The 23,494-nt window shown below is 62.7% G+C and carries 20 protein-coding genes; 11 read left to right on the forward strand and 9 right to left on the reverse strand.

Going from position 1 to position 23,494, the window contains the following annotated elements:
• Nucleotides 1–76: 76 nt before the first annotated feature.
• The 6 genes from treZ to glmS all read right to left on the reverse strand — a co-directional run bounded on the left by treZ (nucleotide 77) and on the right by glmS (nucleotide 10,386).
• Entirely contained in the window at nucleotides 77–1,843 is a 1,767-nt protein-coding gene (treZ, locus tag J7E83_RS07940) for a malto-oligosyltrehalose trehalohydrolase (protein ID WP_214960632.1), read from the reverse strand.
• Nucleotides 1,840–4,179: a malto-oligosyltrehalose synthase gene (treY, locus tag J7E83_RS07945; RefSeq protein WP_214960634.1), complete on the reverse strand. Its 2,340-nt coding sequence runs from the start codon at nucleotides 4,177–4,179 to the stop codon at nucleotides 1,840–1,842. The genes treZ and treY overlap by 4 nt, the downstream gene beginning before the upstream one ends.
• Complete coding sequence (gene glgX / locus J7E83_RS07950) at nucleotides 4,176–6,431, reverse strand: glycogen debranching protein GlgX (RefSeq protein ID WP_214960636.1); 2,256 nt, start codon at nucleotides 6,429–6,431, stop codon at nucleotides 4,176–4,178. Before glgX ends, treY begins: the two co-directional genes overlap by 4 nt.
• A 76-nt stretch (nucleotides 6,432–6,507) precedes the next feature.
• Nucleotides 6,508–8,106 carry an NAD(P)H-hydrate epimerase gene (locus J7E83_RS07955; RefSeq protein ID WP_214960638.1) on the reverse strand — a complete coding sequence of 533 codons (1,599 nt, stop codon included), beginning with the start codon at nucleotides 8,104–8,106 and terminating at the stop codon, nucleotides 6,508–6,510.
• Nucleotides 8,107–8,141: 35 nt separating this feature from the next.
• The gene (locus J7E83_RS07960) at nucleotides 8,142–8,489 is read right to left on the reverse strand and encodes a holo-ACP synthase (protein WP_214960640.1); all 348 of its coding nucleotides are present in this window, start codon (nucleotides 8,487–8,489) and stop codon (nucleotides 8,142–8,144) included.
• Between the two features lie 4 nt (nucleotides 8,490–8,493).
• Nucleotides 8,494–10,386 carry a glutamine--fructose-6-phosphate transaminase (isomerizing) gene (gene glmS / locus J7E83_RS07965; RefSeq protein ID WP_214960642.1) on the reverse strand — a complete coding sequence of 631 codons (1,893 nt, stop codon included), beginning with the start codon at nucleotides 10,384–10,386 and terminating at the stop codon, nucleotides 8,494–8,496.
• Nucleotides 10,387–10,513: 127 nt separating this feature from the next.
• Between glmS and coaA the strand changes: the two genes are divergently transcribed.
• The 4 genes from coaA (at nucleotide 10,514) to J7E83_RS07985 (ending at nucleotide 14,217) form a co-directional block, all read left to right on the forward strand.
• Complete coding sequence (coaA, locus tag J7E83_RS07970) at nucleotides 10,514–11,488, forward strand: type I pantothenate kinase (protein ID WP_214961098.1); 975 nt, start codon at nucleotides 10,514–10,516, stop codon at nucleotides 11,486–11,488.
• Nucleotides 11,489–11,493: 5 nt separating this feature from the next.
• Complete coding sequence (locus J7E83_RS07975; protein ID WP_214960644.1) at nucleotides 11,494–12,438, forward strand: D-alanyl-D-alanine carboxypeptidase family protein; 945 nt, start codon at nucleotides 11,494–11,496, stop codon at nucleotides 12,436–12,438.
• 80 nt (nucleotides 12,439–12,518) lie between these two features.
• The gene (gene mscL / locus J7E83_RS07980; RefSeq protein ID WP_214960646.1) at nucleotides 12,519–12,908 is read left to right on the forward strand and encodes a large conductance mechanosensitive channel protein MscL; all 390 of its coding nucleotides are present in this window, start codon (nucleotides 12,519–12,521) and stop codon (nucleotides 12,906–12,908) included.
• A 136-nt stretch (nucleotides 12,909–13,044) separates the two neighbouring features.
• Nucleotides 13,045–14,217, forward strand: coding sequence for a hypothetical protein (locus J7E83_RS07985; protein ID WP_214960648.1), 1,173 nt, complete (start codon nucleotides 13,045–13,047; stop codon nucleotides 14,215–14,217).
• On the opposite strand, the gene glmM is transcribed toward J7E83_RS07985, so the two are convergent.
• Entirely contained in the window at nucleotides 14,207–15,568 is a 1,362-nt protein-coding gene (glmM, locus tag J7E83_RS07990) for a phosphoglucosamine mutase (protein WP_214960650.1), read from the reverse strand. The two genes, J7E83_RS07985 and glmM, sit on opposite strands and share 11 nt — an antisense overlap.
• Before the next feature lie 194 nt (nucleotides 15,569–15,762).
• On the opposite strand from glmM, the gene J7E83_RS07995 reads away from it, so the two are divergent.
• Both J7E83_RS07995 and J7E83_RS08000 read left to right on the forward strand, forming a co-directional pair.
• Nucleotides 15,763–17,001 carry a bifunctional glycosyltransferase family 2/GtrA family protein gene (locus tag J7E83_RS07995; RefSeq protein ID WP_214960652.1) on the forward strand — a complete coding sequence of 413 codons (1,239 nt, stop codon included), beginning with the start codon at nucleotides 15,763–15,765 and terminating at the stop codon, nucleotides 16,999–17,001.
• A 261-nt stretch (nucleotides 17,002–17,262) separates the two neighbouring features.
• Nucleotides 17,263–19,044, forward strand: a complete 1,782-nt coding sequence (locus J7E83_RS08000; RefSeq protein WP_285289327.1) for a glycosyltransferase family 39 protein — start codon at nucleotides 17,263–17,265, stop codon at nucleotides 19,042–19,044.
• Between the two features lie 96 nt (nucleotides 19,045–19,140).
• Here the strand turns inward: J7E83_RS08000 and rpsI are convergent, their stop codons facing one another.
• Together rpsI and rplM are read right to left on the reverse strand one after the other, a co-directional pair.
• On the reverse strand, nucleotides 19,141–19,647 hold the full coding sequence (gene rpsI / locus J7E83_RS08005) for a 30S ribosomal protein S9 (RefSeq protein ID WP_214960656.1): 507 nt from the start codon (nucleotides 19,645–19,647) through the stop codon (nucleotides 19,141–19,143).
• 38 nt (nucleotides 19,648–19,685) lie between these two features.
• Nucleotides 19,686–20,129: a 50S ribosomal protein L13 gene (gene rplM / locus J7E83_RS08010; RefSeq protein WP_015937805.1), complete on the reverse strand. Its 444-nt coding sequence runs from the start codon at nucleotides 20,127–20,129 to the stop codon at nucleotides 19,686–19,688.
• Nucleotides 20,130–20,426: 297 nt separating this feature from the next.
• Between rplM and J7E83_RS08015 the strand changes: the two genes are divergently transcribed.
• The 5 genes from J7E83_RS08015 to J7E83_RS08035 all read left to right on the forward strand — a co-directional run bounded on the left by J7E83_RS08015 (nucleotide 20,427) and on the right by J7E83_RS08035 (nucleotide 23,391).
• Nucleotides 20,427–21,092, forward strand: coding sequence for a prepilin peptidase (locus tag J7E83_RS08015; RefSeq protein WP_214960658.1), 666 nt, complete (start codon nucleotides 20,427–20,429; stop codon nucleotides 21,090–21,092).
• Nucleotides 21,093–21,367: 275 nt separating this feature from the next.
• Entirely contained in the window at nucleotides 21,368–21,568 is a 201-nt protein-coding gene (locus J7E83_RS08020) for a Flp family type IVb pilin (RefSeq protein WP_214960660.1), read from the forward strand.
• A gap of 149 nt (nucleotides 21,569–21,717) precedes the next feature.
• A complete protein-coding gene (locus J7E83_RS08025; RefSeq protein ID WP_214960662.1) occupies nucleotides 21,718–21,918 on the forward strand; it encodes a Flp family type IVb pilin in 201 nt (66 codons plus the stop codon).
• A gap of 79 nt (nucleotides 21,919–21,997) precedes the next feature.
• The gene (locus J7E83_RS08030; RefSeq protein WP_251043488.1) at nucleotides 21,998–22,393 is read left to right on the forward strand and encodes a TadE/TadG family type IV pilus assembly protein; all 396 of its coding nucleotides are present in this window, start codon (nucleotides 21,998–22,000) and stop codon (nucleotides 22,391–22,393) included.
• Nucleotides 22,381–23,391, forward strand: a complete 1,011-nt coding sequence (locus J7E83_RS08035) for a pilus assembly protein TadG-related protein (RefSeq protein ID WP_214960664.1) — start codon at nucleotides 22,381–22,383, stop codon at nucleotides 23,389–23,391. Before J7E83_RS08030 ends, J7E83_RS08035 begins: the two co-directional genes overlap by 13 nt.
• Nucleotides 23,392–23,494 lie beyond the last annotated feature (103 nt).

Here is a 23,494-nt window from a genome sequence, read left to right on the forward strand (position 1 = left end):
GCCAGTTGTGATCCAGGCTACAGAAACAGGGTCCCCTGGTTACGCCGCGGGCTGACAAAAAACCCGCAGCGTACCACTAGGCCTTCAGCACCGCAGCACTCCACGGCGCCAAAACCAGGGAACCGCCGTCGAGCACCTTGGCCTCCTCGGTGGAGAGCAGCAGCGTTCCCCGCACATCCTCAAGACGGATCTCCTCTTCCGAGAAGTTCAGCAGCACTTCGGCGGGCCCGCGCCGGAAACGCAACCAGCCGTCGTCGTCGAACGCGACCTCCGTCTCCGTGAACCCGAGGCCCGCAACCTCAGGGTGCTGGCGTCGCAAAGCCGTCAGTGTGCGGTAGAGCTCCAGGAGCTTCGCGTGCTCACCCGTGGCGGCTTCCGCCCAGTCCAGTTTGGAGCGACGGAAGGTCTCCGGGTCCTGCGGATCCGGCACGACGGCGGGATCCCACCCCATCCGCTCGAACTCACGGATCCTGCCCTCCGCCGTCGCTTTGCCAAGCTCCGGCTCGGGGTGGGAGGTGAAAAACTGCCACGGCGTGGAGGCACCGTATTCCTCGCCCATGAACAGCATGGGCGTGAACGGGGACGTCAGCGTGAGTACGGCCGCCAGAGCCAGCGGTCCGTACGGCAGCGACTGGGACAACCTGTCCCCTGTTGCCCGGTTGCCGATCTGGTCGTGGTTCTGGTTGCAGACCACCAGCGCCTCGGGATGCACCAGGGAGGTATTGATGGAACGGCCGTGGTGGCGCCCGCGGAAGCTGGAGTAACTTCCGTCGTGCAGGAAGCCGTCCTTGAGGACCTTGGCGAGGGCTCCCAGGGACACGAAGTCCCCGTAGTAGCCGGTGGTTTCGCCGCTGACGTTGACGTGAACGGCATGGTGGAAGTCGTCGCTCCACTGTCCGGCCAGCCCGTATCCGTTGGCGCGGCGCGGATAGATGAGGCGCGGATTATTCAGATCCGATTCGGCGATGAGCGTCTTGGGACGGCCTGTTTCGGCCGAGATTGCGTCGCCCAGTGCCCCGAGCTCCTCCAGGATGTGCACAGCGCGCTCGTCCTTCAGCGCATGGACAGCGTCCAGGCGCAGCCCGTCCACGTGGTAGTCACGCAGCCAAAGCGCGGCATTGTCCAGGATGTACTCCCGGACCACATCCGAGCCCGGCCCGTCCAGATTGACGGAATCCCCCCAGGTGTTGGCGTCGCCGTGCTTGAGGTACGGGCCGAATCTGGGAAGGTAGTTGCCGCTGGGGCCGAGGTGGTTGTAGACGACGTCCTGGATGACGCCCAGCCCCGCAGCGTGTGCGGCGTCGACAAAGCGCTGGTAGGCGGCGGGGCCTCCGTAACCTTCGTGGACGGTGTACCACTGCACGCCGTCGTAGCCCCAGTTGTGGGTTCCGTTGAACCCGTTGACCGGCAGCAACTCCACACAGTCGACGCCCAAGTCCACCAGGTATCCGAGCTTTTCAGAGGCGGCATCCAGTGTTCCGGCCGGCGTGAACGTCCCCACGTGGAGCTCGTAGATGACCGAGCCGCGCAATTCCTTGCCCCGCCAGCCGGCATCCTGCCATTCATGCTCTGCCGGGCTGAAGGTCCGGGACAGAGCATGAACGCCTTCGGGCAACCGGCGTGAACGGGGATCGGGCAATGGATGCGTGTCCCCGTCCAGCAGATAGCCGTAGTCCACTTCCCCGTCTGCAGGCGCGCCGGCAGCGGACCACCAGCCTTCGGCGCCTGAACCTGCGTCAATCCGGGCCATCGGGTACTGCTGCCCGTTCGCGAGCAGCGTCACGGAAGCAGCCTCCGGAGCCCAGATGTCGAAGCGGCCGGAGCCGTTGTGTGCCAGGCTCATGCGAACCCTCCGCTCACTGGCACCAGGAGTGCCACGGGGTAGGTCTGCAGGAGGTCGGCCACCGGCACCGCGCCGGGGCCGAAGCGGTTTCCGGTGAGCTCGTCCTGCATTTCGGTAGCGAGTTCGACGGCGGTGTCCCGCCAGCCGCCGCCCTGTTCCAGCCCGTGGGGAAGCCTCGTGGCCAGTGTGACGGCGCCAGCACCGCGGTTCGCGTCAGGTGCGCTGCGGTCAAAGGCGACCAGGTGTTCCGCGGCGGGCCCGGAAGCCTGAACCGGGCGGTAGCCCTGGAACAGCTCTGGCCGGTCACGGCGCAGCCGCAATGCCCGGGATGTCACCAGCAGCTTGCTCGTTTCGTCGAGGGCGGATTCCGGAAGCAGGCCGCTGTCCAGCTTGGCCAGGGCGTCCTCGCGCTCATCGAAGTCCACAGGCCGCCGGTTGTCCGGGTCCGTCAGGGAGCGGTCCCAGAACTCGGTGCCCTGATAAACGTCCGGCACACCGGGCATGGTGAGCTGGATCAGTTTCAGGGCCAGCGAGTTGGACGCGGCGTACCGATCAATGGCAGCCACGAAATCCTCGATCAGGGCGTTGACTGAGGGGTCGTCGAAAGCCGAGTCCACAGCCTTCCGCAGCGCGGCTTCGAATTCTTTGTCCGGATCCGTCCAGGTGGTGGAGTTGCCGGCCTCCCTCGCGGCTTTTTCAGCGTAGCCATGCAGGCGTTCCCTGCTGGCCGGCCAAGCGCCGACGACCGCCTGCCAGAGCAGTGAGGAGAACGGGCCATCCGGCAGCGGTGCGGCCTCCCGAAGCGCGCTCAGCACCTGGGTCCATTCAGGAACACGCTCGGCGATCACGGAGATCCGTGCGCGGGTGTCCTCGCTGCGCTTGGTGTCGTGGGTGCTCAGGGTGGTCATGGACAGCGGCAGGGAATCCTGGCGGTTCTGCATCCGCCGATGGAATTCCCCCGGCTCCACCGAGAATTCGGTGGGATCTGCCCCCACTTCGGTCAGGGTCCCCAGCCGCGTGTAGCGGTAGAAAGCGGTGTCTTCAACACCCTTGGCCATGACCATTCCGGAGGTCTGCTGGAACCGGCGCCCGAGTTCCGTCTCCGGCTTCAGCAGGAAGGGCAGGAGCATGTCCACGGCATCTGAGAGGTCCGGGCGGCATTCGGCCGCCGCCGCACAGGCTTCGCGCAGCACGTCCTCACCGGTGGGCAAGTAGGTGCGGTACACGGGAAAGGCTGCGATGATCTGGGCCAGGGCATCAGCCGCGGCACCCTCTGAAAGGCCGGAGTCGGAAGGGACCAGGCGTGCCAGCCGCAGGATCTCGGACCGAAGAATCCCGTCTGCGATGGCGCGTTTGGTGCCCAGGATCATGGCAGCGTAGTTGGCCGGCTCATCTGTAAGACGCAGCCGCGCGTCGAGGACGTCCAGGGGCGTCTGGCCCGCGGGGTCCACCAGGACCCGGTCAACGTCCGCCAGCGCGTCGTAGCCGGTGGTTCCTTCGCATGCGAATTCGGGTGGCAGCTCCTCCCCCGGCTCCAGGATCTTTTCCACCAGGACGTACGCGCCGCCGCTGATCTCCTTGAGCCGGTGAAGGTAGCCGGCAGGATCTGCCAGTCCATCCGGGTGGTCTACACGCAGGCCATCGACCAGGCCCTCGCGGAACCAGCGGGCAACCTCGGCGTGGGCCTCGTCAAAGACCCAGGGGATTTCCACCCGGAGCCCGGCAAGCGTGCTGACGGCGAAAAAGCGCCGGTAGTTCAGCTCGTCGTTAGCACGGCGCCACCCCACCAGCTCATAGTGCTGCCGGTCGTGGACGGCGGCCGGCGACTCACCCTCCGCATAGGTTCCCTCGGCGAGGGGAAAGCGGTGCCCGTAATAGCGGAGTTCGCCGTCCTCGATCTCCAACTGCTTGACGTCTTCATCGGCACCCAGCACCGGAATCCGGATCCTGCCCCCGCCGAAGTCCCAGTCGACGTCGAACGCGTCAGCGTAGCGCGACGCGCGGCCTTCCTTCAGCAGCGACCACCACCAGGGGTTCAGCGGCGAGGAGGCTACGCCGACGTGGTTGGGGACGATGTCCACGAGCACGCCCATGCCGTGCTCGCGGGCAACCTTCGAGAGCGCCACCAGGCCTTCCGCCCCGCCGCGCTCCGGATCCACCGCTGAGGGATCGGTTACGTCATAGCCGTGGTCGGAACCGGGCTCTGCTGTCAGGATGGGCGACAGGTACAGCCAATCCACGCCGAGGGCCTTCAGGTAGGGCACTCTGCGGGCTGCATCAAAGAGCGTGAAGCCGCGGCGGATCTGAAGGCGGTAGGTAGAAGCCGGAATCCTCACTTCTTCTTGTCCGTTCGTACGCCTACCTTCGTGGTCTTCCCTGGCTCTGCCACCATGGGCGAACTCAGCGCCTCCGTCTCGCTGGTGGACGTCTGGGTCAGCGCCGCAAGCGAAGCGGCCACCGAGTGGTCCGGTTCGGTCTCCGGCACGCTGTGGGCCCGAAGCACTACCAGGGACTTGGCGTCAACGGGCAACGCCTCTCCGGCCTTCACGGGCTCGGTGTCTGCGTTGTGGCCCGCGGTATCGATGATGATGTCCCACGCCGGCGCGTACTCGTCGGCGGGAAGGGTGAAATTCACCATGTCATCGTGGGCGTTGAAATACAGCAGGAAGTTCACGTCGGTGATGCGGCGCCCGCGGGTGTCCTTGCCCTGGATGCCGTCGCCGTTGAGGAACACGCCGACGGAGCGTCCGAAGCCGCTGTGCCAGTCCTCCGGCGTCATGGTTGCGCCGTCGACATCCAGCCAGACGATGTCAGGGAGCCGTTCGCCTTCTCCTCGCAGGACCGGGCGTCCGTCGAAGAACCGGCTCCGGCGGAACGTTGGGTGTTTGGCTCGCAGTGCGTTGACGGCGGACGTGAACTCCACCAGCGGCTGGTCGATGTTGTCCCAGTTGATCCAGGTCAGTTCCGAGTCCTGGCAGTATCCGTTGTTGTTTCCCTGCTGGGTGCGGCCGAGTTCGTCGCCGTGCAGCAGCATGGGGACACCCTGGGACAGCAGCAGCGAGGCGATGAAGTTCCGCTGCTGGCGGGCGCGCAGCCCCAGGACGGCGGGATCGTCGGTGGGCCCTTCGGCCCCGCAGTTCCAGGAACGGTTGTGGGATTCGCCGTCGTTGTTGCCCTCGCCGTTGGCCTCATTGTGCTTCTCGTTGTAGGACACCAGGTCCGACAGGGTGAAGCCGTCGTGGGCGGTGACAAAGTTGATGGATGCCACAGGCCGGCGGCCCGAGTGCTCGTAGAGATCGGCCGAACCGGTGATTCGGGAGGCAAATTCACCCAGCGTCGCCGGTTCACCGCGCCAGAAGTCGCGGACAGTGTCACGGTATTTTCCGTTCCATTCGGTCCACTGCGGCGGGAAGTTGCCCACCTGGTAGCCGCCGGGCCCAACGTCCCAGGGCTCTGCAATGAGCTTGACCTGGGACACTACCGGGTCCTGCTGGATGAGTTCAAAGAACGTGGACAGTTTGTCGACGTCGTAAAATTCGCGGGCCAGGGTGGAGGCGAGGTCGAAGCGGAAGCCGTCCACGTGCATTTCCGTGACCCAGTACCGCAGCGAGTCCATGAGGAGTTGCAGCGAGTGAGGCTGGCGGACGTTGAGGGAATTGCCAGTGCCCGTGTAGTCCATGTAGTGCTTTTCGTCCCCCTCCATCAGCCGGTAGTAGGCCGCGTTGTCGATGCCCTTGAAGGAGAGAGTGGGGCCAAGGTGGTTGCCTTCGGCGGTGTGGTTGTACACCACGTCAAGGATCACCTCGATACCGGCCCGGTGCAGCGAGCGGACCATGGCTTTGAAGTCCTGCACCTGCTGGCCGGTGTCACCCGTGGAGCTGTACGTGTTCTGCGGCGCGAAGAAGCCGATGGTGTTGTAGCCCCAGTAGTTGTTCAGGCCCTTGTCCTGAAGGGTTCCGTCATTGACGAACTGGTGCACCGGCATCAGCTCAATGGCGGTCACCCCCAGCTTCTGGAGGTGCGAGATAACGGAGGGGTGCGCCACGCCGGCGTACGTGCCGCGCTGCTCTTCGGGGATCTCGGGGTGAAGCTGGGTCAGGCCCTTGACGTGCGCCTCGTAGATGACCGACTTGTGGTACGGGACCCGGAGGTTCTGGTCGCCGTCCCAGTCGAAGAAGGGGTTGATAACCACCCCGAGCATCATGTGGGATGCGGAGTCCTCGTTATTGACGGAGTCCGGCTCGCCGAGCTTGTAGGAGAAGAGCGACGGGTCCCAGTCCACCTGCCCGTGGACTGCCTTGGCGTAGGGGTCCAGCAGGAGCTTGTTGGGGTTGAAGCGGTTGCCGGAGGACGGGTCGTACGGGCCGTGGACGCGGTAACCGTATTTCTGGCCCGGCTGAACCTGCGGGACGTAGCAGTGCCACACATAGCCGTCCACTTCATCCAGCTCGTGCCGTGATTCAACACCGGCGTCATCGAAGAGGCACAGTTCCACTTTTTCGGCGCGTTCGCTGAACAGCGCAAAGTTGGTGCCTGTCCCGTCGAAGGTGGCGCCAAGGGGGTAAGCCGATCCGGGCCAGATTTCCATGCGTGCTCCTCATCATTGTTCGCCAGCAGGGCTCCGAAACGCCTCCGGTCCCTGCTGTCGATACAGAACCTATCCCCTACCGTAACGGGTGGGCGTGACTATTAAGTTTCGTCGCCGTCCGCGTAGTAAGCATGCTTACTTTACCCCATACCTCTGGTAGTACCTCCGCAATCCGGCCCGCGGTCAGCGGTCCGCCGCTTGAGGCAGCCGTCCCGGCAAGGCCGTGGAGGCTCGCGGCCAGGGCGGCGATGGCGGCCCAGCGTTCGTCAGGACCGATGCCGGCATCACGGAAGCGCCCGACGTCGGAACCCAGCTGTGCGAGCAAGGCACCGATGATTCCGGCCAGGACATCGCCGCTGCCGGCGGTAGCCAGCCAGGGCGTGCCGTCCGCCTGGCTGTAGAAATCCTGGGAGGGCGACGCCACCAGCGTCGTGGCGCCTTTGAGCAGTACCGTGGCTCCGGTCAGCCCCGCAGCGCGCCGGACGGCGCCAAGGGTGTGGGCTTCGACCGCTCCACGCTCAACCGCCCTGGCCGGTTCAGGAGCCAGCCGCTGGAGCAGGGACGCGAGTTCACCGGAGTGCGGGGTGAGCACCACGTGCGGGGCCAAGACGCCGGGAAGGGCCGGAAGCGCACCGGCGTCGGCGATAACCGGCAGACCGGATTCCACGGCGTCCCGTGCGCGCTGGAGCTGTTCAGAATCGCCGGGGCCCATCCCGGAGCCCACCAGCCAGGCCTGAACGTGGGTGTCAGCCACCGGGCCGCTGCCGCACACCACTTCCGGGCAGGACTGCCGCACCAGGTAGGCGACCTCGGGCGGTCCCAGATAGCGCACCATACCCACCCCGGCGGCCAGCGCGCCGCGGCAGGCCAGCACCGCGGCACCGGGGTAATCGGCCGATCCGGCCACCACTCCGAGCACACCGCGCGAGTACTTGTGCGAACGCCTTTCCGGGTGCGGTAACAAACGCGCGAGGTCCCCGGGTTCAAACCGGCGCAGCGCAGGCCGTGGGAGGTTCTCCTCGATGCCGATCGGCACCACCTGGACGCGGCCCGCACAGTCGGCTCCGGGGTCAGCCAGCAGGCCGGCCTTCGCGGCGCCGAAGGTCACGGTCAGGTCCGCGGACAGCACGGGCGCGTGGACTTCGCCGGTATCGGCATCAACGCCGCTGGGAACGTCGCAGGCGACCACCAGCGGCTCCCCCGCGCCTGACAATCCGGCGTCCCCAAGCTCGCCCACCAAGGCGGCTGCGGTGCCGCGCAGTCCGCCCTTGGCCCCGGTGCCCAGGACAGCATCAATGACGACGTCGGCACCCGCCACATCCGCCGCCAGCCGGGGCAGGGTGGAATCGGTGAGCAGATGTACCCGGCCGCCGGCCTGTTCAAAGGCGGCCAGCGCCCCGGGGTGTGCCGCTCCGGCGGTGAGCACCGCTATCGTACGCATTCCCCTGGCGGCCAGAAACGCGGCGGCGAAGAGACCGTCGCCGCCGTTGTTGCCCTTGCCAGCGAGGACAGCCACGCTGGCGCCATAGACACGCCGGCGGCGGGCCTTCAGCTCGCGGATGACAGCATTGGCGAGTCCGTGGGAGGCTCGCTGCATGAGGACATCGCCCATGCCGGAGGCCAGGAGCGGCTCTTCAGCCGCCCTGATCTGGGTTCCGGTATAGGCGCTGATCATCGTGTCAGGTCCGTGCTCAGGCTCAGCCTTCCGACTCAGCCTTCGGCCAGCACCGTCGCGGTGGCGATTCCACCATCGTGGCTCATGGACAGGTGCCAGCGTTTGACGCCCTTGGCCTCGGCCACTGCAAGCACGGTGTCCTTCACCTGGATAGTCGGCCCGTGCTGGTCAAGGCCGATCCAGCAGTCCTGCCAGTTCATGCCGGCGGGCGCGCCGAGAACCTTGGCTACCGCTTCCTTGGCCGCAAACCTCGCGGCCAGGGATCGCGTGTTCAGCTCCCGCTCGGCCGGCACGAACAGCCGGTCCCGGAGCCCCGGGGTGCGCTCAAGCTGGCGGCCGAACCGCTCGATGTCTACTACGTCTACGCCAATGCCAACAATCATTTGGCTATTCTACGGTGACGCTCTTGGCCAGGTTGCGAGGCTGGTCCACGTCGTAGCCCTTGGCCGAGGCAAGTTCCAGGGCGAAGATCTGCAGCGGCACTGTGGTCAGCAACGGCATCAGCAGCGTAGGAGTCTCCGGCACATAGAAGACATGCTCTGCGTAGGCCTTCACGGCCTCGTCGCCCTCCTCAGCGATAACCAGCGTCCGGGCGCCGCGCGCGCGGACTTCCTGGATGTTGCTGACCACCTTGGCGTGCAGTGAGTCCCGGCCGCGCGGCGAGGGGACCACCACGAACACCGGCTGGCCCTCATCGATCAGGGCGATAGGCCCGTGCTTAAGCTCGCCCGCGGCGAATCCTTCGGCGTGGATATAGGCGATTTCCTTGAGTTTCAGCGCGCCTTCCAGGGCCACCGGGTAGCCCACATGGCGTCCCAGGAACAGGACGGACTTCTCGTCCTTCATGCTGCGGGCCAGCTCGCGCAGGGGCCCGGAGTTGTCCAGGATGCTCTGGATCTTCGCGGGGATCTTGTTCAGGTCAGCCAGGACGTCCTTGATCTGACCGGAGAAGATGTTGCCGCGCAGTTGTGCCAAATAAAGGCCCAGCAGGTAGGCGGCGGTGATCTGGGCAAGGAAGGCCTTGGTGGAGGCCACCGCGATTTCCGGGCCGGCGTGCGTGTAGAGCACGGCGTCGGATTCACGCGGGATCGTGGAGCCGTTGGTGTTGCAGATGGAGATGGTCTTGGCCCCCTGCTCCCGTGCGTAGCGGACCGCCATCAGCGTGTCCATGGTCTCGCCGGACTGGCTGATGGACACCACCAGGGTGTTGGCGTCAAGGATGGGGTCCCGGTAGCGGAACTCGTGCGCCAGTTCCACTTCGGTGGGGATGCGGCACCAGTTTTCGATGGCGTACTTGGCCACGGTGCCGGCATAGGCAGCCGTGCCGCACGCGAGGACGATGATCTTGTTGACCTGCTTCAGCAGCTCAGGGTCGATGCGGATTTCGTCCAGGGTCAGTTTGCCGTTGATGTCCGAACGGCCCAGCAGTGTCTGCCCCACGGCGTCGGGCTGGTCGTTGATCTCCTTCGCCATAAAGGAGCTGAAGCCGCCCTTTTCCGCAGAGGCAGGATCCCAGTCCACGTGGTATTCCTTGCCCTCGGCAGGGGCACCGTAAAAGTCGGTGATGTCCACCGAGTCGGCTGTAATGGTCACAATCTGGTCCTGGCCCAGTTCCACCGCCCGGCGGGTGTAGTCGATGAAGCCGGAAACGTCCGAGCCCAGGAAGTTCTCCCCTTCGCCCAGGCCAACCACCAGCGGCGAGTTGCGGCGGGCGGCGACCACGACGTCGGGCTGGTCGGCGTGGACGGCCAGCAGGGTGAATGCGCCCTCAAGGCGCTGGCAGGCGAGCTGCATGGCCCTGGTCAGGCCGCCGTCGCTCACGTCACCGTTCAGTTTGGTGCGGAAGATATCGCCCAGCAGCGCGGCAGCGACTTCGGTGTCCGTTTCGGAGGCGAACGTGACGCCCTTGGCCATCAGTTCCCGCTTCAGCTCGGCGAAGTTCTCGATGATGCCGTTGTGGATCAGCGCGAGCTTGCCGCCGTCGGAGAGGTGCGGGTGCGCATTCTGGTCGGTGGGACCGCCGTGCGTGGCCCAGCGGGTGTGCCCGATACCGGTGACCGTTTCAGGCAGCGGCCGGGCCTCCAGCTCGGCGAGCAGATTGCTCAACTTTCCGGACTTCTTCCGGGACGAGATCACGCCGTCGGCAACAACAGCGACCCCCGCGGAGTCATAGCCCCGGTACTCCAGGCGGCGCAATCCTTCGAGGACAACGTCCAGCGCACTGTGACCGGCGTTTCCATGGCCATCTGGGCGGCCCACATATCCTACGATTCCACACATGGGACCAAGCCTATCCGCCGCGGGGTTGAGATCTAAACTGAACCGGGGGCGGCAGCGGGCTTAACGTTGCTGCGTCCGCAGCGCATGGGTGCGTCCCCATTTCGCTCTCAGCCGCGCGAGGGGCAGAATCTCTAACGTGACTTTGCAACGCAATGAAGCGAACGGCGAGGGTGTCTCCCCGTTCGTTGAGCTGGACCGGCAGACCTGGTCCCGGCTCGCAGCCCAGATGGAACAGCCTCTTAATGAAGAGGACATTGTCCGTCTGCGCGGCCTCGGCGACCCCCTGGATATGAAGGAGGTCCGCGAGGTCTACCTGCCGCTGTCCAGGCTGCTCCACCTGTATGTTGAGGCGGCGCACCAGCTTCATTCGGCCACTACCACGTTCCTTGGCGAGCAGACCCAGCGCACGCCCTTTGTCATTGGCGTGGCCGGGTCGGTGGCGGTGGGCAAATCCACCATTGCCCGTGTACTCCGGGAGATGCTCCGGCGCTGGCCTGGTACGCCCAACGTGGAACTCATCACCACGGACGGCTTCCTGTACCCGCTTGCCGAGCTGAAGCGGCGTCAGCTGCTGGAACGCAAAGGCTTCCCGGAATCTTATGACCGGCGCGCGCTGCTGCGCTTCGTGAGCGAGATCAAGGGCGGCGCCGAGGAAGTCAGGGCACCCTGGTACTCCCATGTCACGTACGACATCGTTCCTGGCAAGGAAGTGGTGGTCCGCCGTCCGGATGTCCTGATCGTGGAGGGCCTGAACGTGCTGGCCCCCGCCCGCCCGCGGCACGACGGCCGGCAGGGACTGGCGCTGAGCGACTTCTTCGACTTCTCCATTTACGTGGACGCCAAGACTTCCTACATCGAGGAGTGGTACGTGGACCGCTTCCGCAAGCTTCAAAGCACGGCATTCGCGCAGCCGGAGTCCTATTTCCACCGCTACGCCACGCTGTCCGACTCCGAGGCCGAACGGACCGCACGGGACATCTGGAAGCGCATCAACGAGCCCAACCTGGAGGAGAACGTGCTGCCTACGCGGGGCCGTGCCCAGCTGGTGCTGACAAAGGATGCCGACCACTCCATCCGCCGCATGCTCCTGCGGAAGGTCTAGCACGGATGTGCCACGACTGCGCCGCAGTAAACGGAGCCTTCAGCGAACCGGCCAACGAAACGGCGGCAGGCGAAACGGTCACCCTCGGAACCGCTGCGGCCGGCGCCACCCGGCGCAGCTTCGCGCGTTTCCTGGCCGCCGGAGCCGGACTGACTGCCCTGGCAGCCTGCACGCCGGACGCCCCCGCGCAGGTGCCGCCGTCGTCGTCCGCTCCCTCCACTTCACCCACAGTGGCCTCCGCGTCCCCCTCGCCTGCCCTGGACCCGACGACGGTAAGTCCGACGCCGGCCATACAGTCCCCGACAGAGGTGCCTGCGCCGCCGTCGGCTGCTGCCGCGATGCCCCGGAAGTTTTCCCTGACTGATCCTGCCAGCCCCTGGCTGGTGGTCAACAAGCACCGCCCGCTGGTTCCTGCCGCCTACGTTCCGGCGGACCTGGTACAGCCGAACATCAGGCTGGCAGTCTCCGGGGAGGCGGCGCTCCTGAACAGCACGACGGCGGCTGCTGCGGAAGCGATGTTCGCTGCGGCAGCACAGGAAGGTGTGGTCATGACCCTGGCGAGCGGCTACCGCTCCCACTCCACCCAGGTGTCCACCTACAACGGCTACGTGGCGTCCCGCGGCCAGGCCGATGCGGACACGGCCAGCGCCCGCCCGGGGTACTCTGAGCACCAGACTGGCTGGGCCTTTGACATCGGCGACGGCGGCGGGGCCTGCAGCTTCCAGCCCTGCTTCGCGGAACAGCCAGCGGCCGTTTGGGCCAAGGCGAATGCCTACCGGTTCGGCTTTGTGGTCAGGTATCCGTGGATGTTTCACCCGATCACCGGGTATTACTACGAACCCTGGCACCTGCGGTACATCGGCGTGGAGGCTGCCACGGACATGGCCACCCGGGGCATCAACACCGTGGAAGAGTATTTTGGCCTTGAGGCTGCACCGGGTTATCCCTAGGCGATGGCTTGGCTCTGGGCACGCTGACACATAGCGGAGGCGTCATCTGGTGTTAACGGGGATGCGCTAGCTTGGTTGTCATGCTGACAGGATTCAAGAATTTCATTATGAAGGGCAACGTCGTCGACCTTGCCGTCGCCGTTGTGATGGGGGCAGCTTTCAGCTCCGTCGTGACTTCTATCGTCCAGGGCCTGCTGACGCCGCTGATCGGACGTCTCTTCAGCGCCAAGGGCATTGAAGAAATGCAGTGGGAGGGATTCATGTATGGATCCGTCATCTCCGCCGTTATTTCGTTCCTCCTGGTGGCCGCCGCCATCTACTTCGTGGTGGTGCTGCCGATGAACCACATGATCACGCTCCGCAACCGCAAGCTGGGGATCAACCAGGACGTGAAGGAAGAGGCAGCGGAGGACCCGCACATCGCCCTGCTCACCGAGATCCGGGACGCGCTGCACGCCCGGCAACACTGAGTTTCTCCAGTAAGCAAAAGCGGCCCGTTTCATTCTGAAGCGGGCCGCTTTGTAGTCATACCGCCGAGGGCCCGGAGGACATCGAGTAAAGTTCTGTGTCATTGACACGACAGCGTCCGACCCGAATGATGGCGCAATGGGGGAATCCAAAAGTATTCAGGGGGTCGAAAGGCGGCAGCCCCTGCGGCGTTTCCCGGTTTCCCTCACCTGGATCTTTGGTGCCATTGCCCTGCTGGCACGTCTCTCGATGTTTCCCTATGTCAGCGAAGACGCCACCTTCTTCCTGTTGCCATGGATGCAGGAATTCCGCGACCACGGCGCCCTGGCATTAGGTGGGGAGTTCTCAAACTATAACTTTCCCTACTTGCTGTTGATGTATCTGGCGAGCCTTCTCCCACTGGAACCGCTGTACGCGATAAAACTGGCGTCCCTGGTTGGGGATCTGGCGCTAGCTCTCTCCATCGGAGCGCTGGTTCGGCAGTTTCGGCCAGCGAAGCTCGCGCCGTCGGCTGCCGCCCTCATCGCTCTCTTCCTGCCGACCGTGCTCATGAATGCAGCCATGTGGGGGCAGTGCGATTCCCTCTACACTTCGTTCTTAGTACTGTCGCTCAGAAGCCTTTTGCGAAATGACGGACGCGGGGCATGGCTGTTTTGGGCAGTTGCGCTCTCATTTAAGCTGCAGTCGGTATTTTTCCTGCCAGCGCTGGTTCTCGTCTCGTTGCGGAACCGCTACAGCGTTTCCAGCCCGGCGATTGCTGCGGCCCTGTGGCTCGTGTTGAGTTTGCCGCCCATGGTGCTTGGACGATCGTTCGCAAGCACCATTGGGGTTTATGTACAGCAAACTCAAGGCAATCGCCTGGTGTTCGGTGCCGCCAACGTATTCGTGTGGTTTCCTGAGGCAGATCCGGCCCAAGGTCGATGGTGGGGAATCCTGTCCTGCGGTCTCGTGGTCGCCCTTGTTGGCATAGGGTACTGGCGGCGGGAAGATTCTCCGGAACAGCGTGTCCTTCTGGTCATTTCCATGGTTGCCGTATGTCCACTCTTGCTGCCACAAATGCATGACCGCTACTTCTTCGCAGCGGAAGTCATGTCACTCCTTCTGGTTGGCGCGAGAGGCCTGCGCGTCGTTCCTTTGCTTTTTGCTGGGAACGGCCTGCTGGTCTACCTTCTGTACTTTGCAGGCAACAGGTACGCCTTGCCGCTCATGATAGCGTCCGTCGTTCAATGCTTCGCGGCCTTCCTGCTTCTGCGAGCTCTGACTGGTGGCAGTAACCCATGGAAGCGAGCACCCGCGACCGTCAATCCGTGACCAGCTCCAGTGCCAGCTCGGTCCGGACGATCTGGGCAAGGCGCTCAGCAATGGCTTCGGCGGTGGCCTCGTCGCCGGCCTCCACCATGACGCGCACCACGGGTTCAGTGCCCGACGGACGCAGCAGGACCCTTCCGGTGTCTCCCAGTTCGGCCTCGGCGGCCCTTACAGCCTGCGTCAGCGCTTCTGAACTCTGCACACGGGTGCGGTCCACTCCCCTGACATTGATCAGAACCTGGGGAAGCTTGGTCATCACCGTGGCCAATTCCTTGAGCGGGCGGCCGGTCAGGGCGATCTGCGCGGCCAGCTGCAGCCCGGTGAGCACGCCGTCGCCGGTGGTGGCGTGGTCGGCAAAGATGACGTGGCCGGACTGTTCACCGCCCAGGTTGAAGCCCCCGTTCCGCATCTCCTCCAGGACGTAGCGGTCCCCCACTGCCGTCTCTCGGAGGCTGATGCCGGCGTCGCGGAGGGCGATCTTCAGGCCGAGGTTGCTCATGACTGTGGCCACAAGGACGTCGTCCCTGAGCTTGCCGGAGGCTTTCAGTGCCACGGCCAGGATGGCCATGATCTGGTCGCCGTCCACCTCGTTGCCTTCGTGGTCCACGGCGAGGCAGCGGTCGGCGTCGCCGTCGTGCGCAATACCCAGGTCCGCCCCATGCTTCAGGACGGCGGCCTTCAGCGGGCCCAGGTGGGTGGAGCCCACGCCGTCGTTGATGTTGTGGCCGTCAGGGTCGGCACCGATGACGACGACGTCGGCACCGGCGTCTTTGAAGACCTGCGGCGAGCAGCCGCTGGCGGCACCGTGGGCGCAGTCCAGGACCACCTTCAATCCGTCGAGGCGGTGAGGCAGTGTGCGGAGCAGGTGGACGATGTAGCGGTCCTCGGCGTCCGAGAAGCGCTGGATCCGGCCTACCTCTGCACCCACCGGCCGTTGCGGTTCCTTGGCCATCTGGGCTTCGATGGCGTCCTCGACGTCGTCTGGCAGCTTCTGGCCGCCGCGGGCGAAGAATTTAATGCCGTTGTCCGGTGCCGGGTTGTGGGAGGCGGAAATCATCACGCCGAAATCGGCGTCGAGGTCGGCCACGAGGTAGGCAGCTGCCGGCGTCGGGAGGACCCCGGCGTCGTAAACGTCGATACCCGAACTTGAGAGGCCAGCCTCAACGGCGGCGGCGATGAACTCCCCGCTGGCGCGGGGGTCGCGGGCAACCACGGCGCGGGGGCGGGTGCCGTTGGTGTTGCGGTCGTGGCCGAGTACGACGGCGGCCGCCTGGGCCAGCTGCATCGCCAGCTCCGCTGTCAACATGCCGTTAGCCAGGCCCCGGACACCATCTGTTCCAAATAATCTAGACATCGGGTCAAGTGTAGAGGATGGGGTGAGGAGGCCGTCCGATCGGTCACCTCCGCGGGCCGCCTACCTGTTCATCGGGCTCGACTACCTGCTGTGCTGCCAGGGCGGTTACGTGGACTACTTGGTTTATTTGGATGGTACCTGTCTTTGCCTAAAAGCCTCGCTATCGTTATTCAGCCGCCTCTATTATTCGATGCATGACACCCAGCTACGGGGGCTTGGCGCTCGAAATTGTAGTACCGGTTTTCAATGAGGAAGCCGTACTCGAAAACAGCATCTCAAGGCTCGCCGAATATCTCACGCACGAAATGCCTTCGACGTGGAAAATCACCATCGCCGACAACGCAAGCACCGACCGGACTCCGGCAATTGGGGCTCGTCTCAGCGAGCAGTTACCGAACGTCGAATACCGACGCCTGGAAGTCAAGGGCCGGGGCTATGCGTTACGGGACGCCTGGAGTGCCTCCGAGGCTAAAGTGCTGGCATACCTGGACGTGGACCTATCAACAGATCTGGCTGCCTTGCCACCGCTGGTGGCGCCCCTTCTTTCCGGTCATTCGGACATTTCTATCGGCACACGCCTGGGTCAGAGTTCCCGGGTCAGCCGTGGACCGAAGCGGGAATTCATTTCGCGGTCCTACAACTTTCTCCTTCGGCGCACGATGCAGGTGCGTTTCTCCGATGCTCAATGTGGGTTCAAGGCAATCCGTGCGGATGTTGCAAGGCGACTACTGCCCCATGTCGAAGACAACTGCTGGTTCTTTGACACCGAACTGCTGATTATCGCCGAGCGCTCCGGTCTTCGAATTCACGAAATTCCAGTTGATTGGGTGGATGATCCGGACAGCCGGGTGGACATCAAGCAAACGGCCATGGACGACCTCCGTGGGATGGTGCGTGTGGCCAGCTCCCTGTTCAAAGGCGCCATTCCTGTCCAGGCGATATACGCGGAACTTGGTCGGCGGCCGATGATGCCCCCGGGAAGACCCAGCTTTTTCGGCCAAGTATTGCGCTTCGGTCTAGTGGGCGTTGCTTCAACGCTGGCCTTTGCAGTCTTGTACTTGGTGCTGCAAGGTCCCTTCGGAGCCCAAGAAGCAAACTTCCTTGCCCTGCTGATGACGGCCGTAGGCAATACCGCTGCCAACCGGCGGTTCACTTTCGGAATCAGCGGTCCCGCGAGACTATTCACACAGCAGTTGCAAGGTCTTATTGTGTTCCTCGTGGCATGGGGAATCACGTCGTCTTCACTCCTCATCCTGCACGCGGCCAATTCGGATGCCCTTCCAAGCGTAGAACTGCTGACTCTCACCGCGGCCAACGTCTTCGCGACCTTGATGCGGTTCGTGCTCCTGCGGCTTTGGGTGTTCAGGGCGCGGCGTGAGGATGAGAGGACTGCAGCAATTGCACTGCGGCCGGTTGGAGACTCCGGCCATTGAGCTCTGACGCTCAAGGAGAACCCTGGTAAATCTAAAGCAAGTTGATCCCGAAACAGTCAAAATCTCGGAATGGGTCAGAAGGAACTTCAGCTATAAAACAATTTGGGGGAGAGCGAATTTATGACCTCGACAGCTGCGCTTGCAAGTCCCCGGACAGGCACCCTTGCCCAGAGGCTGAGCCACATCGTCATACGCGGTAATGAGGCTCATCCGATTTGGGAGCGGCCAGTCTTGCTTGGCATTTTGTTTGTGAACGCGCTGATGAACTTCTGGAATCTAGCCATCAACGGGTGGGGCAACCCTTTCTACACAGCTGCAGTCCAATCAGGCACAAAGGATCTTCCCTCGGCCTTCTACGGTGCATCTGACTGGGGAAATTCGATCACTGTAGACAAACCGCCTCTAAGTCTCTGGGTCATGGAAATATCAGTCCGAATTTTCGGTTTCAACCCGGTAAGTCTTTTGGCCCCACAGGCAGTCATGGGAGTTGCTTCAACCTTTCTGATCTACATCATTCTACGTAGACATTCTTCGGCACTCGCTGCCATCTTGGCTGCCGTCGTCTATTGCACAACTCCCATCGTGGTTCTCTTGTCACGCTATAACAACCCTGACCCGCTAATGCTGCTCCTGATGCTGTTGGCCGTGTACTTCATGCAGTTGGCAATCGCATCGGTCAGGGCAAGATACTTCCTCTGGGCGGCTTTTGTCCTGGGACTCGCGTTCATGACCAAGCAGCTTCAGGGCCTTCTAGTCTTACCCAGCCTTGGAGTCGCCTATCTGTGCTGGTTCCAGGCACCGTGGCGCAAGAAGATCGGCCAGACCATTGCTGCGATTGGAACCTTAGCCGTCACGGGTGGCATCTGGATGCTCGTAGTGGACGCTGTACCGGCCCAATTGCGTCCGTTTGTGGGCGGTTCGCCCACCAATAGTGTCCTGGAGCTGACCCTGGCATACAACGGTGTGGATCGAGTGATCCAGAAGGGAGATGACGCGTCCACAAACCTTGTTCCCCAGCAATTCCGCCAAGTCGAATCAGATGCCGGCATCGCGAGGCTTCTGAACCCGAACTACGGGCAAGAAATCGGGTGGCTCCTTGTCTGCGGGGTTGTTTGTGCGCTCACAGTCCTCCTTCTCTGGAAACTGCTGTCAAAGACCCCGGAAACCCGCGCCACTGCCTTTGTGGCGACCAGCTGGTTTCTGGTGACTTTCCTGATGCTTTGCTTTATGGGAGATCAAATTCACACCTACTACACCGCAGCACTGGCTCCGCCCCTTAGCTTGGTCATCGGTGTGGCCGTGGACTTATACGTCAAACACCGACGGTCATCCCGGATGATCCGATCCGCCGTGGCCGTTGCCGCGTTGGGTGGCGCAGCTTCATCTTGGCTGCTCCTCAACAGCGTGGTGGGATGGCCAAGTTGGTTGCCGACCGCTGTCATCGCCGTGGGAGCCCTGGGAGCCACGATGCTGATGGTGGTGGCACCGAACCGGGCCATGCTTGTCGTGGGTGTCCTAGTAACCATGAGTGCACTGCTGGCAGGGCCGATCCTTACGTCCCTGCACAACGTGGCGGTTCCACACAACGGCTCAAACCCGGTGTCGGGGATGCTCAGTAGGAACACGGGCAGCATCAACCGGTTCCTGGATGAGATGCAACACGGTGAGCACGAGTGGGCGTACAACATTGCATTTGGCCAACGACCAACCGCAGGTCTGGTCACTACACTAAGTCAGTCGAGTGGGTGCACGTGGGCGGCTGCCACATATGCCTCCCAGACGGCCGCAAGGCTTCAAATAGAATCAGATCGCGCCGTGATGCCCGTAGGTGGTTTCGCGGGCACGGATCCGTCGCCGACGCTTCAAGACTTCATCAATTACGTCCGCAACGGAAAAATCTGCTATTTCCTGGGCCACGACGACTTCCTCGCTACACAAACAGCTCCGACCGCCGTCGTCGAGATCTCTGATTGGGTCAAAGCCAATTTCCAAGCCGAGACAATGGACGGGCAAACGCTATATGACCTCCGCCCTCAGCCCTAACCGGCATAGCAGGAATCACGACAGGCCGAGGAAGAGAAGGAAACAGCAGAAGCCCGCCCCGCCAATGGCGGGACGGGCTTCCATGAAAGCGCGGGATTAACGCTTGGAGTACTGCTGAGCCTTACGGGCCTTCTTGAGGCCGGCCTTCTTGCGCTCGATGACGCGGGCGTCACGGGAGAGGTATCCGGCCTTCTTCAGGATGGCACGGTTGTTCTCGACGTCGATCTCGTTCAGGGAACGGGCGATGCCGAGGCGCAGTGCACCGGCCTGGCCGGAGATGCCGCCGCCGTGGATGCGGGCGATGACGTCGTAGGCACCGTCAAGATCAAGGATCTTGAAGGGCTCGTTGACGTCCTGCTGGTGCAGCTTGTTCGGGAAGTAGTTAGCCAGCTCGCGGCCATTGATGGTCCACTTGCCGGAACCCGGCACAACGCGGACGCGGGCAACAGCTTCCTTGCGGCGGCCAACAGCTGCGCCGGCAACGGTGAGGGCCGGGCGCTCCTTCTTCGGCGCAGCCGCTTCAGCAGCTCCGCTTTCCGAGGTGTAGCTGGTCAGGGTTTCCTCAGCCTCAACGGCTTCGGTGGTCTCTTCGTTCTGAGCCACGATTCTCCTTGTATAGATAAGTTGTTTGGTGGCCAGGACTACTGGGCGACCTGGGTGATTTCGAAAGTCTTGGGCTGCTGGGCGGCGTGGGGGTGCTCGGCACCGCGGTACACCTTCAGCTTGCCCAGCTGCTGGGCAGCGAGGGAGTTCTTGGGGAGCATGCCCTTGATGGCCTTCTCAACGGCGCGGACCGGGTTCGATTCCAGCAGCTCCGCGTAGTTGACGGAGGTCAGGCCGCCCGGGTAGCCGGAGTGGCGGTATGCGCGCTTCTGCTCCAGCTTGGCGCCGGTCAGGGCTACCTTTTCAGCGTTGATGATGATGACGAAGTCGCCCATGTCCATGTGGGACGCAAAGGTGGCCTTGTGCTTGCCGCGCAGCAGGATTGCGGTCTGGCTGGCAAGACGACCAAGGACAACGTCTGTGGCGTCAATGACGTGCCACTGGCGGTTGATATCGCCGGGCTTCGGGGTGTACGTACGCACGGTTTTTGCCTCGTTCTTGTTCTGGCGTTCTTGTTTAGGTGTCACTCAAGCGCGTGCACCTACTATCTATGCGCTACCGGAACAGAGGTGAGGGCTCCATGTAACCAGTCATCCTGAGGTCCCGAATGTGCTCGTTGAGTAGTCATCCTGCAACCGGATCCTCAAGCGGGCACGCATCATCGAGAAAGGACACGCACAACGACTACCAATATTAGCTTGAACCGGGCGTCAGGGTCAAAATGAGGTAGCCGCGTACTCCTACGTCACGAGCCGGCCAGACGCTAGCAGGGGGATTCAGTGATTTTTCTGGGCAATGCCGGTTCGGCCGGCACGCTGTTCGCCGCTGGCTTCGGCCTGCTGGGGCTCATCCTGTCACCCCTCACTGAGTGGGTTATTGCGAGGCTCCTCCCTCGGCTTGACGGATTGCCTTCACTTCGCGTCCGGATCACGACGGCGGCCATCACTTCCGTTGTCTGCGCCGCCTTCGCGTTGAGGTTCTGGTCCGATCCGGGCCTGCCGGCCTTCCTCCTTCTTGCCGTTTTAGGCGTCCAGCTGGCAAGAATTGATATTTCGTTTCATTTGTTGCCCAACCGTCTGGTTCTATTCCTGCTGTTGGGTGGCTTTACCTTGCTCCTGGCTACGGTAATTGTCGGGCCGCAGTGGCCCAACGTCCTCCGTGCCGTGGCCGCAGGGGCCACCCTGTTCGTTATTTACCTGATCCTGGCGATTATTTCCCCCGGCGGCATCGGGATGGGCGATGTAAAGCTCGCAGCACCAGTCGGCCTGTACTTGGGGTACCTAGGTTGGAACCAGTTGCTCTATGGCGGCCTTCTTGGCTTCATTCTCGGAGGAATTGCGTCTTCGCTCATGCTGAGGTGGCACCGGAAAGAAAGGCCGGTCGAAGTAGCCTATGGGCCATCGATGCTCACTGCAGCCGTTGCCGTGTCACTCCTTTGGGGTTGAGCCTGGCGTTCCCCCAACTCACTTTTTGGGACGTTCGATCTTCCCGCCCAAGTAGTACCTGCCCCTGACCCGGGCTAAAACTGAGTACTCAAAATCACGTCGCACGTACGTCTGTGCATTAGTCCGCAAAAAGTCGAGTACCACTACGCATTGTTGCCTTTGGATGCCAGTGACAATCTTTTCCTAGCGAAGTCCAACTGCTTAGGAAATATGGGGGCAGCTGGAAATTCGTTGAAATCAATCTAAATCTATTTCACCGAATTAAGGAAAATACAATGACTTCTCTTATGGTCTCGATGATGGCATTCGTCGCCGGCATCAAGGATCGCTTTACTTCCGAGAAGGGCGCGACGGCAACTGAGTACTCGCTCCTCGTCGCGTTCATCGCCCTGATCATCGTCGCCGGCGTCACTCTCTTCGGGAACGCGCTGAACACCTGGTTCACCTCTCTGGCCACCAAGGTCGGCACCTGGTAAATGGCACTCCGCGGGTTGTGCCGTGCCCTTCCTTGAGCGGCGCGGCAAACCGCGAAGTGCTACGACGCGAAGCCCTGAAATCGCCGAATGGGGCGGATTAGGCCTTCACCGCAGATCCGAAGTGCTTCAACCGACTTAAGGAATTCACAATGACTCAACTCATGGTCTCCGTCCTCGCCTTTGTCACCGGGGTCAAGATCCGCTTCACTTCCGAGAAGGGCGCAACTGCTACCGAGTACTCCCTTCTCGTCGCGTTCATCGCCCTCATCATCGTCGCCGGCGTCACCCTCTTTGGGCAGGCGCTGAACGACTGGTTCACCGCTCTGGCCACCAAGGTCGGCACCTGGTAGCAGAACACCACCCAGGAGTATGCCGCGCCTCGCAGTACGCGCGGCATACTCCCAAGATCCAGCATCCTCGGGGGACCCGTTGAAGAAGACCCGCATGAAAAGTACGGACAGCAAGAGCCGTGGCGCTGTTGCCGTCGAGTTCGCCTTGGTTGCACCGCTATTGCTGGCTCTCGTCACCGGAATCGTCGAATTCGCGAACGCCTACAACGCCCAGATCTCTGTGACGCAGGCGGCCCGTGAGGCAGCGCGGACGATGGCCGTGAAGAAGAACCAGCCAGATGCCAAAGCAGCTGCAGTGGCCGGAGCTCCCGGCCTGAATGGCGCCGCATTCGTTTATAGCTTCAACCCGTCGACGCCTTGCATTCCCGATCAAGAAGTCAAAGTGACTATTTCCTACACCTCAGCAACGTTGACCGGGCTTTTTGGAAGTTCAGTAACCCTTACCGGAGTAGGAGCTATGCGATGCGGCGGATAGTCACGCACCCCAAATCCACAGAGCACGGGGCTGCGGGTGTCATGGTGGCCGTCATGATGCTGGTCCTCCTCGGCGCCGGGGCCCTGGCAGTCGATACCGGCCAGATCTATGCCGAGCGCGCCCAGCTACAGAACGGGGCCGACGCCGGAGCGCTGGCGGGCGCGGACCTCTGCTCGGTGTCCGGCGGCTGCACCCAGGCTAACGCGAATGCCGTGGCACAGACACTGGCGAACAGCAATTCCAATGACAATAAATCCACCGTTCAGTTGGTGGACCTGTCGGTAGCCGGCCAGGTTAGTGTCACCACATCGACAAAAGACGGCACCACTAACGCCGGGTTCCTCAGCAAGATGTTTGCGAGCGTCCTCAACGCTCCGCCCGCCACTGTGGGCGCTACGGCAACGGCCAAATGGCTATATCCCACCAAGGGAGTCTCCGTCCTGCCTCTCACTTTTGCTGGTTGCGAATTCGTGGACGACGGCATGCCGCACAAGGTGCTCACGCAAGGCGGAGCCCAGGACTGCAACGGCACGAACCCGTCGAACCAGATCATTCCCGGTGGATTTGCTTGGCTCATGCCCGACGGCGGCATCGGATGCAACGTAATAGCCGAAATCGGCAAATGGAGCTACACCAGCGCAGGCGAGGGAGTGCCCAATTCGTGCATTGATCTTTTCAACCCATCAATCAATCCGTCCTTGGCCAACTCCACTGTTGCGGTGCCCGTCTACAAATACACCTGCGCCGGAATGCCAGCCGCGCAGTTCGGTACCTGCAAAGGCAGCAGTGTGCAGTACTACATCGAAAAATGGGCAGGTTTCAAGCTCCAAGCGTGGAGCCTCACGGGTCAAGCCAAGTATGACCCAACCAACGTCTTTAGCAGCAGCGAGAAGGGACTGTATGGAACCTTCAAGGGCTATTCCGCGGATCCTGGCCTCTTCACCGGGGGCTCAACCACACCCACAGGCAACGTCGTTGTCCTCGGGCTGATCAAATAAGAAACATCTAAGGGGAACAAATTGAAAACACGCCTACTGGGAGGCATCGCCGCGCTACTGGTTGCAATAATCGGCACAGTCCTCCTCATAACATATGTTCAAA

Origin of the sequence: Arthrobacter sp. ISL-48, assembly GCF_018613805.1 — a bacterium.
In the GTDB taxonomy this organism is placed as follows: Bacteria; Actinomycetota; Actinomycetes; order Actinomycetales; family Micrococcaceae; genus Arthrobacter.

Bases quoted from the DNA above. Each gene is read 5' to 3' on its own strand.
- treZ (WP_214960632.1), bottom strand. From the start codon at position 1,843: ATGAGCCTGGCACACAACGGCTCCGGCCGCTTCGACATCTGGGCTCCG.
- glgX (WP_214960636.1), bottom strand. From the start codon at position 6,431: ATGGAAATCTGGCCCGGATCGGCTTACCCCCTTGGCGCCACCTTCGAC.
- J7E83_RS07955 (WP_214960638.1), bottom strand. From the start codon at position 8,106: ATGATCAGCGCCTATACCGGAACCCAGATCAGGGCGGCTGAAGAGCCG.
- J7E83_RS07960 (WP_214960640.1), bottom strand. From the start codon at position 8,489: ATGATTGTTGGCATTGGCGTAGACGTAGTAGACATCGAGCGGTTCGGC.
- glmS (WP_214960642.1), bottom strand. From the start codon at position 10,386: ATGTGTGGAATCGTAGGATATGTGGGCCGCCCAGATGGCCATGGAAAC.
- J7E83_RS07975 (WP_214960644.1), top strand. From the start codon at position 11,494: ATGTGCCACGACTGCGCCGCAGTAAACGGAGCCTTCAGCGAACCGGCC.
- mscL (WP_214960646.1), top strand. From the start codon at position 12,519: ATGCTGACAGGATTCAAGAATTTCATTATGAAGGGCAACGTCGTCGAC.
- J7E83_RS07985 (WP_214960648.1), top strand. From the start codon at position 13,045: ATGGGGGAATCCAAAAGTATTCAGGGGGTCGAAAGGCGGCAGCCCCTG.
- glmM (WP_214960650.1), bottom strand. From the start codon at position 15,568: ATGTCTAGATTATTTGGAACAGATGGTGTCCGGGGCCTGGCTAACGGC.
- J7E83_RS07995 (WP_214960652.1), top strand. From the start codon at position 15,763: ATGACACCCAGCTACGGGGGCTTGGCGCTCGAAATTGTAGTACCGGTT.
- J7E83_RS08000 (WP_285289327.1), top strand. From the start codon at position 17,263: ATGAACTTCTGGAATCTAGCCATCAACGGGTGGGGCAACCCTTTCTAC.
- J7E83_RS08020 (WP_214960660.1), top strand. From the start codon at position 21,368: ATGACTTCTCTTATGGTCTCGATGATGGCATTCGTCGCCGGCATCAAG.
- J7E83_RS08025 (WP_214960662.1), top strand. From the start codon at position 21,718: ATGACTCAACTCATGGTCTCCGTCCTCGCCTTTGTCACCGGGGTCAAG.
- J7E83_RS08035 (WP_214960664.1), top strand. From the start codon at position 22,381: ATGCGGCGGATAGTCACGCACCCCAAATCCACAGAGCACGGGGCTGCG.